Source organism: Pseudomonas sp. AP19, assembly GCF_001728855.1.
Taxonomy (GTDB): domain Bacteria; phylum Pseudomonadota; class Gammaproteobacteria; order Pseudomonadales; family Pseudomonadaceae; genus Aquipseudomonas; species Aquipseudomonas fluorescens.
Genome location: NZ_LXJP01000075.1, coordinates 20265 through 30143, shown reverse-complemented (window position 1 = coordinate 30143; position 9879 = coordinate 20265). Strand labels below are relative to the sequence as shown.

Below are 9879 nucleotides of genomic sequence, written 5' to 3'. Positions count from 1 at the left end.
TTTGACCGAGTTTAGCTGCCAGCACCGCAGTGCTCTGCTTTTCTGTGGGAGCTGGCTTGCCTGCGATGCAGACACCTCGGTCCACTAAGTACACCGAGTTGATGCTATCGCAGCGGTTCGGCGGTCCGACAAGCCCGCTCCCACATTGAACCTGTTCAGCGCTCGGGATTCAGGGTTTCCAGGCTGCCGGATTCACCAGGTTTTTCGGCCGTTCCCCCGACAATGCCGCGAGCAGATTATCCACCGCACAACGGGCCATCGCTTCCCGCGTTTCGTGGGTCGCCGAACCGATATGCGGCGTGGCCACCACGTTATTCAAGCGCAACAACGGCGAGTCGTGATTCAGCGGCTCACGCTCAAACACATCCAGGCCCGCCGCGCGAATCGTACGTTGCTGCAGGGCCTCGACCAGCGCGGCTTCATCGACGACTTTGCCCCGAGAAATATTGATAAAGATCGTCTCGGGGCCCATCAGCGCAAATTCTTCAGCGCCAATCAGTTTTTCGGTTTCAGCCGTGAGCGGCAGCGTCAGGCAGACAAAGTCAGCCTCCTTGAGCAACGCCGCGAGGCTGCGGTATTGCGCGCCGAAGCGCGCTTCTACCAACGGCTTGGGCGAGTGGCTGTGGTAGATCACCGGCATGCCGAAACCGAAATGCCCGCGTTGGGCCAGGGCTTCACCGATGCGGCCCATGCCGATAATGCCCAGGGTCTTGCCATGCACGTCGCTGCCGAAATGCGAGGGGCCGATGTTTTTGTTCCATTGGCCGGCACGCACCATGTCGGCGAGTTCGACCACGCGACGGGCAGTGGCCAGGATCAACGCAAAGCCGGTGTCCGCGGTGGTTTCGGTGAGTACGTCCGGGGTGTTGCTGAGCAGGATGCCGCGTTGGGTCAGGTAGTCGATGTCGTAGTTGTCGACACCGACCGAGACGCTGGCCACTGCTTCCAGGTGGGGCGCCAGAGCGAGCAGCTCGGCGTCCAGGCGCAGGCTCGCACCCAGCAGCCCATGGGCGCTGGGCAGGGCGTCACGCAACCTGGCCAGGCCGGGCTCGTCCAGCGCGTCGATCAGGGTGACATCGGCGTGCTCGTGCAGGCGGGCCATCAATGGCGCCGAGAGTTTTTTGTATAAAACGACAGACTTCTTCATTGGGTTTTTACCTTCAATTCAAACGTAGGCGACGGCGCGCGCTCACGGTCGCTGGCGCCGGGCTTGAGGAAAATCGTCAGCACCACGGCGAACATCAATGCGCCGCTCATCAGCAGGTAGGAGGCGCCGGGCGAACCGGTACTGCTATTGAGATAACCCACCAGGTACGAACCACCGAACGAGCCGAGCGCGCCCATGCTGTTGATCAGCGCCATGGCGCCACCGGCAACGTTGGCCGGCAGGATCTCCGGGACGATGGCGAAGAAAGGGCCATAAGGCGCGTACATGCAGGCGCCGGCGATCACCAGCAGGGTGTAGGACCACCAGAAGTGCTCGGCGCCCAGGACGTAGGACGCGTAGAAAGCGATGGACGCGATCAGCAACGGCGGCCACACAAAACGTTTACGTTTTTGCAGCTTGTCCGAGCCCCAGGACACTGCGAGCATACCGATGACGGCTGCCAGGTAAGGCAGGGCGGACAGCCAGCCCGCTTCGACCATGTCCATCTGCAAACCGGCTTTGAGGATCGACGGCAGCCACAGCACAAAGCCGTACACGCCGATGCTCCAGCAGAAAAACTGCAACGCCAGGATGATGACCTTGGGCGAGCGAAAGGCTTCGGCGTAGTTTTTCACGGCCTTGATGCCGACTTGCTCGGCGGCCAGGGCGGTTTCCAAGTCCTGCTTCTGCGCGTCACTCAGCCACTGGGCATCCTTGGGCCGCTCATCCGCCAGGCGCCACCAGATAAACGCCCAGATCACGGCTGGCAGGCCTTCAATGATAAACATCCAGCGCCAACTGAAATGCTGCACCAGATAACCTGACACCACCGACATCCACAGCATGGTCACCGGGTTGCCGAGGATCAGGAACGTGTTGGCCCGCGAGCGTTCGGCACGGGTAAACCAGTGGCACAGGTAAACCAGCATCGCCGGCATCACCGCGGCTTCCACCACCCCGAGCATGAAGCGAATGGCGATCAACATATAGGCGTTGGACACCACCCCGGTCAGGGTGGCCAGGCCGCCCCACAGGATCAGGCTGACGAAAATCAGTTTTTTAACACTGCGTTTCTGCGCGTAGATGGCCCCCGGCACCTGGAAGAAAAAGTAACCGAGAAAGAACAGCGCCCCCAGCAGCGACGACATGCCGGGGGTGATCATCAAGTCTTCGGCCATCCCGGAGGCGGCGGCGAAGCCGTAGTTGGCGCGGTCCAGGTACGCCAGGCTGTAGGTGATAAAGACGATGGGCATGGTGTACCACCAGCGGCGGGTGGCGAGTTTCAAGGTATCCATGGGGTTGCTCCTGAGCTTGTTGTAGTTGTGGCAACAGGGTGTGGGTCATGCAACGGATCGAGTGGGTAACGCCGAACGGGTGGGCAGGCCTTCCATATCGCCGCGGCTTTGTACGGCGCGGCTGCCGATCCAGTTGCCGCGCTGTACGGCCTCGGGGAAGCTGAGGTTGTCGAGCAAGGCGCTGATCATGCCGACGGCAAAACCATCCCCGGCGCCGACGGTGTCGACGACTTTTTCCACCGGCACGGCGGCGACAAAGCCCTGGTCCATGTGGGTGCGGAAGTAAGCGCCATCCGGCCCAAGCTTGATGGCCACGGCTTCGGCGCCCTGGTCGAGGTAGAAGGCGGCGATGTCGGCCGGGTCGTCGAAACCCGTGAGCAAGCGGCCTTCGCTCAAGCCCGGCAAGACCCAGTCAGCCAGGCGTGCAAGGGCGTTTATCTGGCGAATCATCTGCGGCTGGTTGGCCCACAAGGACGGGCGCAGGTTCGGGTCGAATGACACGCTGCGCCCGGCTTTGCGCATCTGCGTCATCAGCGCCACGGACAGCTCGCCGGTGGCCTCGGACAAGGCCGGCGGAATACCGGTGGCATGCAGGTGCCGCGCTTGCAGCAGTGCGGGGCGAATGTCGGCAATCGACAAGTGACTGGCGGCCGAGCCTTTGCGGAAATACTCCACTTGCGGGTCTGCGCCAGTCTCTTCGCGGGACTTGAACTGAAAACCGGTGGGGTGCAGCGGGTCGACCGTCACATGCTGACAATCCAGGCCTTCCTTTTTCAGTGTGTCGATGACAAACCGCCCGAGGGAGTCAGCCCCGACCCGGCTCAGCCAGGCGACATTGAAACCCAGGCGCGACAAACCGATAGCGACGTTGCTGTCGGCCCCGGCAATGCGTTTGTGGAACTGGGCCACCTCGGCCAGGTCGCCGGTCTGTTCGGCGACGAACATCGCCATGGTTTCACCGAACGACAGGATATCGATCTCAGACATGGGCATTCTCCGCACGGGGCTGGCCAAGGAGGGCGAGGGCGGCGACGTGTTGCGCGGTGACGTCGGTCAGGTCTTCGCCTTGCAACGGGTATTCCACGGCCCGGGTAATACCTTGAGTCATATGCTTGAGCAGTTGTTCCCACATGTGCAGGTCGCAGGCGCTGGGTGGCAAGGCCACCAGCTTGCCGTCCTGGCGCCGCGCCACGGCCTTGCAGTGCAGGTAGTCCACGTGCCGGCCCAACAGGCGGGCGGCGGTGACTGCGGATTGGTCCTGCCACTGCCAGTTGCCGACGTCGAACGTCATTTTGACCGGCAGACCCAGGCGTTCAACCTCGGTGAAGAAGCGCTGCATCGGTTCGATACGGCCGCCGTGCAGCGTCTGGTCGTTTTCCACCAGTAACTGGACCGGGTGACGGTTGAGCAGCGCGTGCAGGCTTTGCAGGTCGTTGGTGTCGGTGAAGTAGCCGAGGGAGACTTTCAGCCAGCGTGCGCCGAATGCTTGCGCGCGGTCCAGGGTGGCGGCGAGTTCGGCATTCGGCTGGGCGCGCCCGGCGACCCAGAGCTCCAGCGGTGATGAAAACACCGATTCCAGGCCGTGCTCAGCGGCGGCCTGGGCGAGGACGGCGGGTTGTTCGGTGGTCAGCAGTTCTTCACGCCATTCGATGCGCTGGGCGCCGGCAGCATTGAGCAACGTGACAAAACTCAATTGGCCCTGCTGGCGAACCAGGTCGGCGCCGTAGCTGGAGAGGCTGATGGAGACGGGGTATTTATGCATTGTTGTTTACCTCTGAAACCGGTTTCATTTTTATTCACAAAACACGCGTGGGAACGGGGTTGCCGGCGATGGCGCTGAATCAGTCGATTACTGCGTCGGCTGGGCAGCCGCGATCGCAGGCAAGCCGGCTTCCACAGGGGATTGAGTTGAGCCGCGAATGATCAGTTCCGGCAAAAGGTCCAGTGTGCGGGTCGGCGCGTCATCGCCGCGCAAGCGTTTGAGCAGGCAGTCGAAGGCGCTGGCGCCCATCGCTTCGGTCGGTTGGGCGAGGGCAGTGATGCCGTTGCCTACCAGCGGGTACCAGTCCAGGTCATCCAGGGCGATCAGGCCGACCTCATCAAACAGGTTGCAGCCCAACGACTTGAGCGCGCGGGTACAGGCCAGGGCGGCGATACCGTTGGCGCAGAACAAGGCTTTGGGGCCGGGGTTGGCAAGAAAGGCCTGCAGACGATTTTCCAGCTCGGCATCGAGTTCCAGCACCGCGCCGGTCAACCCCGGGCGACTGGCAATCTCGGCCTTGAAGCTGGTCTGGCGTTCCAGTCGGGAACTGGTGCCATCGGCGGCTTCGCTCACCAGCAACACATCGCGATAACCCTGCTGCTGGAGATGCTCCACGGCCATGCGTACCGCCGCGAAGTTATCCAAACCCACCATGTCGCTGTGCAGCGGCTCGACCTTGCGGTCGACCAGCACCAGCGGCATTTCCCGTTGCAACTCCAGCAACTGGTCGAGGTGATGGCCAAGGGTGTTCACGATCAACCCTTCGATGTTGTACGAACGCAACGCAGCCAGATGCTGGCGCTCCTGCTCGTCATCGCGGTCGGTGTTGCACACCACCAGGCTGTAGCCGTGCTGGCGGCAGGCGGTTTCCACGCCGTGCATCACGGCAATGGAATAGGGGTTGCGGATATCGGCCACCAGCATGCCGATCAGGCGCGTGCGCCCACGTTTCAAACCGCGCGCCATCTGGTTGGGGCGGTAGCCGAGCTCACTGATCGCCTGTTCGATGCGCAAGGCAATGGCGTCGGACAGTAAGGCGCGGTCATCACCGATAAAGCGCGACACGCTGGCTTTGGACACCCCGGCGCGTTCGGCGACGTCGAGCATGGTCACGCGGCTGCGCTGGGCGGCGGAAAAAGAAGTCACGGTGGCAGGCCTTTCTTATTGGAGGTGGTGATGCTGTGAAACCGGTTTCAGGAGACCTCAACAATGAAAGCCCGTCAAGTGTATTTCGCTTTAAGCACGTCCGCTCAGTGTGGCCAAACCCGACGAACGGAGGTGTTACCTGTGAAATCTGACAGTATCGGCTCACCGCAATTGGGTATTGAATCCTGCTTAACGCAATGCGTAATAGTTAATCGCCGAGTTAGCGGAGAACACCATGGAAAAAACGTTAGTGGATAATAACGGCAATAATGCCGAAGGTTTAACCAGCACCGTGCCCGTCGGTATATCCGCTACGCCGACATTGGCTCCGCTTAAGGTTGTTGGTGTTCTGCCCGATGGGCTGGTTCCCCTGGAGTTATCATTCAAAGACATTCCGGTGGTTATTGATACACCGTGGATGTTTCTGGCTGGGGAAAACGAAACTGACTGGCTATATATTGTTTGGCATGTGCGTGGTAGTCAGCCTGTCGATATCGGACCCATAGCGTTGTCCGGGCCTCTGACGGAGGCTAGCTTTCCTTATGATAAAGCCAGTATTCCTAAGGATTATTTTCAGAACAACGCCGTGGTGGATATATTTTATCGCGTTCACCCGCTTGAGTTGGATAACCCGTCATTCGAATACTCACCTGTGTCCACAATCATTATTGATCGAGCCGCTCCAGGGGCAGGCCAAGATTTGGCGGCTGCAACATTTGTTAATAACCCCATTACCGAGTTTGATCTTAGTAATAATCAGACGTTGGATATTATCATCCCCGGCGATTACCTTGATCGAAAAACAGGTGATACGGTGCTCGGCTATTTAAACGACACTGAAGCAACGGTGTCACGTCCGCCCAATCATCGGCAGTCTTTTGTGGCTGTCAGCGGGCCAATGACTATACAGATGCCGGTGGCGGAAATTCGTAAGTTCTCCGCTTTTTCGGAGCTTCATTTCATTTACCGCTTACAAGACAAAGTCGGCAATCTATCGAGTTACTCATTTTCCGCCAAGACCCAGCTGCGTCTGAATGCGCTGCCTGCCAATCTGTCACCGCCTGAAGTGCCGGCGTATGAGTCCGATCTGTTGATTAATCGAGAGGACGCCCGCGGTATTGTTTCGGTGAGAGTGCGTCAGTATGACAACCTGTTGCCGGGTGATCAGTGTGTTGTCGAGTGGGATGGCATCAGGCTCCCTGCGACAACGGTCAACCGGTTGCCCCATTCGGTCGTCGTGGATTGGAGCGTACTGATCGCCAAGGGCGCGAACCTGCGCCGAATTATTAATTTGCCGGTGCGTTACTTCATTCTTCGTGCGGGAGATACCGTCGGCCCGGGCGTACGCTCGCCGCTGAAGCTCGTCACCGTGGACATGACGATCGCGGGCCAGGAAAACCCTCAGGCGCCCGCACTGCTGAACCGTCAATTAGCCTTGGTCAACATCCAAGGCGCGGTCTCCGCGACCCCCAATCGTTTGGACAGCCGCGATGCCAACAAGCCGGTGAGAGCTTCCTTTGCCTTGTTCGACAACCCCTTAGTGGGCGAGCGTGCCTTACTTTACTGGCCGGGGCAGGCGGCGCCGGTTGCGACTTATCTTGTCAAAGCAGGTGATGTCGGAGGGCGAGTGGTCGACTTCGACAACCTGATTCCCTGGTCGGTGGTCCAGGCCGGTGGCAGTAATGCGACGACCCTTGTGAACTATCAGACGGACAATGGGGTAAACCAGCAGTTGTCCCCTGATCAAACTGTTTTTGTCAGTCTTGCACCGCCCATCAACTATCCACGGCCGAGTTTTCCTCAGTCGTTACAACACCCTAATCGGATTCTTAATTGCAATACCAAACCACCGATTTGGCAGGTTGTTGAAGTGTTGATTGATCCGAGCCCACAGGTACTGCAGCCGAACGATGTCATCGTATTGTCATTGCAGGGTTTCAGGAATTATCCCGACCGTAACCCAATTCCGTCCACTGCCGACACGTTTGAATTCAAGTGGGGCACCGGCCCTGATGGCAAGCCAAATACAGTCTATCGCTTCCAGATAACGGCGGCAGAGTATGAAACGTTGATCAGGCCGTTGAGTGATTTCGCCGGCGGTTCGGCACGTTACAGCGTATTCCAAAATAAGATTCTGATCGGCACGTCAGCGATAGCCTATGTGCAAATTGATCGGAAGTTTAGCACGGGTAATTACTGTGGACCGAACGGCATAGGGCCAGGTGAAAAATAATCAGGTTGTTTTAGTCGCCGGCGCGTTAATGAAATCGTAAGTGATTAACGCGTTGTCGATGTGTTTTTTACCAGTTTGTGCATATCAAGCAATTAAGGAGACTATGAAATGGTTGATAAAATATCAGCGAGAGATGCTGCGGCTATTCTCGCCATTAATCCCACTCTGCCTGCACCGATATTGGTAGAGAAACTGGATGACACGGGCCTTGTTGCAACAGCGACGGCAGATACTGGAATTACCCTTATGTGTTACACGGGTCAGTTTTCAGCGCCTGAGTATTGGATTGAAGTCCAATCCAGAGACCTCAATCGACCGGATGCCGATTGGGGAGTCATGAAGAAAAAAGCTCAATTGAATGTGGCTGAAGATATTCTTACTCCTATTGTTATCACAGCCCCTAGTGGCGGTTTTTTGCACCGTCATGAAGAAATGCGGTACGTCATTTATGAGGACTTGGGGGGCGTCGCAGGGGACCCCTCTGAATTTTCGGATCCGGCACCCTTTATTGTTGATAGGTATGGTCCCTATCGGTCTGTCAATGATGGCAATAGCAAACCCCCGCTGAAAGTAGTCCTGCCGTCTACGCTGCCATCGCCGCTTACCAGTACCTACATTGCCAATAATCCAACCATCCCTGGCAATGTACTGCCCAATAACTTTACCGAGGCGGTCGGCCAGTTTGCGGACGGTGATATGGTTCAGTTGTTCCTTGGGCCAGACATGTTTAACAAGGATGACAAATATAAGGTAGGGTCCCCGTTCCCAATGTTGGGCGCTGCCAACACTCCGTTTTCATTTCCGACATCAGCGTTCACCGCTGACGCTACCCAGTACTTGTACTACATCCTCACAGACAAATCCGGTAACCAGAGTTTGCCCTCCAGTGCTGAACTTCTGAAGGTGTCGGTGTTGGATCCACCGGGCCAAGGACAAATTTTTATCCCGTTGGCGCCGAGCCCAGAATCGGGAACTACCGATGATTTACTGGACAACGCTGACTATCAAGAAGTGATTGAGGCGCGGGTAAGAGCTTTCACGAACCACCAACCCACATTGGATCAAATTGAGATTAAATGGGGCTCGCAGCCTTATAGCCTTCTGACGCCGGCTACGGCATTCGATGTGGTGTTCAAGGGCGCCGCCCTCAACGCATTGATTCGTGCTGAATATGGCGCTCAGGTAGGGCCGCAACCGGTCACTGTGCTCTACCGAGTCGTTCGTGGCAGCGAAATATTCCCCTCGACCCCGAAAGTGATCAATGTCGATTTAAGTGTTCCAGGGCCGGTCAATCCCGGAGAGCCAGGAACACCTAATATAAATCTGACCCCAGCGCGCTTTTTTGGTCGAGGCACCCCGCCGAGCGGGCAGGACACACTAAAAGACGTTGACGCCAATCTGCCCGTCAATGTAGAGGTCGATATATGGACCACGGGTGCGCCTCCTCAAGCGGGCTATATGATTAATCTTGTGAGGCCTGATGGCACCATCATCCAGCCTCCACAACCTATCGGTACGTTGCTCCCGGGTGAAACGCTCAAGTTTACAATTCCATGGAGCGCTATTGAACCTGGCGGTAATGTCAAACAGCTCTTTCATTACATCGTTACAGGGCCGGGCACAACCAACCCGAATATATCACCCGCCACCCCGGTTGATGTTATAGGCGCGATTACTCAGGCCCTGCCTGCCCCTGTATTCCAGCGACTCACTTCCGGTGAGGTGAGATGCACTTCATTGGTAGACATTCCAGGGACAACGCCGCCTGACCATTACCTTGAGCTCTTTGTGGCGGGGGACACACGGATGGTGGTTGGGCGAAAACTGACTCTGAACGCCAAGGTATTCAGGCCCCGGACCGGTACACCGTTAGTAACACAGCCCTTTAGTACTGACGTTGATATAACGGACGCTATCCGCCTGAGTGGTTACACGTTCAGGCTACCGTATCGCGCTCTACTTATTTATCTGCGCATAGGCACGTTGGAAGTCACCGTCACCACGACTTTTGCCGACGGGGTGGTAGGGCGTGGTTTTGCGTCGGTCGGTGGGCGTTCAGTCGTCGTCAATGCGTATTGTGATAAGGAAATAGTAACCCCTACCACGCCTTGATAAAAAGAGCTATCCGCAGCGCCTCCCCCTTTTCAGGAAGGGGGAGGCGCAATCATTATTTTGTTTAATTGATTACAGCGTTATGGGTGTTTTTTGTGTTTAAACAGGGATAAGTCCTACAGAGTTTGGATAGGCGGCTCCGTACTCTGTGTGCCTCACAGGTGAGGTCACATTCTTCGGAAGC

General features: G+C 57.5%; 7 protein-coding genes. 2 read left to right on the top strand and 5 right to left on the bottom strand.

Going from position 1 to position 9879, the window contains the following annotated elements; genetic code table 11:
* Positions 1 to 169 precede the first annotated feature (169 nt).
* The 5 genes from A7D21_RS30845 to A7D21_RS30825 all read right to left on the bottom strand — a co-directional run bounded on the left by A7D21_RS30845 (position 170) and on the right by A7D21_RS30825 (position 5350).
* Positions 170 to 1147, bottom strand: a complete 978-nt coding sequence (locus A7D21_RS30845; protein ID WP_053256367.1) for an NAD(P)-dependent oxidoreductase — start codon at positions 1145 to 1147, stop codon at positions 170 to 172.
* Positions 1144 to 2442: an MFS transporter gene (locus A7D21_RS30840; RefSeq protein WP_069553506.1), complete on the bottom strand. Its 1299-nt coding sequence runs from the start codon at positions 2440 to 2442 to the stop codon at positions 1144 to 1146. Before A7D21_RS30840 ends, A7D21_RS30845 begins: the two co-directional genes overlap by 4 nt.
* 45 nt (positions 2443 to 2487) lie before the next feature.
* Complete coding sequence (locus tag A7D21_RS30835) at positions 2488 to 3429, bottom strand: sugar kinase (protein ID WP_069553505.1); 942 nt, start codon at positions 3427 to 3429, stop codon at positions 2488 to 2490.
* Positions 3422 to 4204 (bottom strand): sugar phosphate isomerase/epimerase, encoded by a 783-nt coding sequence (locus A7D21_RS30830; RefSeq protein ID WP_069553504.1) that lies wholly within the window; start codon positions 4202 to 4204, stop codon positions 3422 to 3424. Before A7D21_RS30830 ends, A7D21_RS30835 begins: the two co-directional genes overlap by 8 nt.
* An 87-nt stretch (positions 4205 to 4291) precedes the next feature.
* Positions 4292 to 5350 carry a LacI family DNA-binding transcriptional regulator gene (locus tag A7D21_RS30825; protein ID WP_069553503.1) on the bottom strand — a complete coding sequence of 353 codons (1059 nt, stop codon included), beginning with the start codon at positions 5348 to 5350 and terminating at the stop codon, positions 4292 to 4294.
* Between the two features lie 235 nt (positions 5351 to 5585).
* Here A7D21_RS30825 and A7D21_RS30820 point away from each other — a divergent pair, with 235 nt between their 5' ends.
* Both A7D21_RS30820 and A7D21_RS30815 read left to right on the top strand, forming a co-directional pair.
* The gene (locus A7D21_RS30820; RefSeq protein ID WP_256556921.1) at positions 5586 to 7583 is read left to right on the top strand and encodes a hypothetical protein; all 1998 of its coding nucleotides are present in this window, start codon (positions 5586 to 5588) and stop codon (positions 7581 to 7583) included.
* A 108-nt stretch (positions 7584 to 7691) separates the two neighbouring features.
* Positions 7692 to 9695 carry a hypothetical protein gene (locus tag A7D21_RS30815; protein WP_069553502.1) on the top strand — a complete coding sequence of 668 codons (2004 nt, stop codon included), beginning with the start codon at positions 7692 to 7694 and terminating at the stop codon, positions 9693 to 9695.
* The last annotated feature ends 184 nt before the right edge of the window (positions 9696 to 9879 follow it).

Bases quoted from the DNA above. Each gene is read 5' to 3' on its own strand.
- A7D21_RS30835 (WP_069553505.1), bottom strand. From the start codon at position 3,429: ATGTCTGAGATCGATATCCTGTCGTTCGGTGAAACCATGGCGATGTTC.
- A7D21_RS30820 (WP_256556921.1), top strand. From the start codon at position 5,586: ATGGAAAAAACGTTAGTGGATAATAACGGCAATAATGCCGAAGGTTTA.
- A7D21_RS30845 (WP_053256367.1), bottom strand. From the start codon at position 1,147: ATGAAGAAGTCTGTCGTTTTATACAAAAAACTCTCGGCGCCATTGATG.
- A7D21_RS30830 (WP_069553504.1), bottom strand. From the start codon at position 4,204: ATGCATAAATACCCCGTCTCCATCAGCCTCTCCAGCTACGGCGCCGAC.
- A7D21_RS30815 (WP_069553502.1), top strand. From the start codon at position 7,692: ATGGTTGATAAAATATCAGCGAGAGATGCTGCGGCTATTCTCGCCATT.
- A7D21_RS30840 (WP_069553506.1), bottom strand. From the start codon at position 2,442: ATGGATACCTTGAAACTCGCCACCCGCCGCTGGTGGTACACCATGCCC.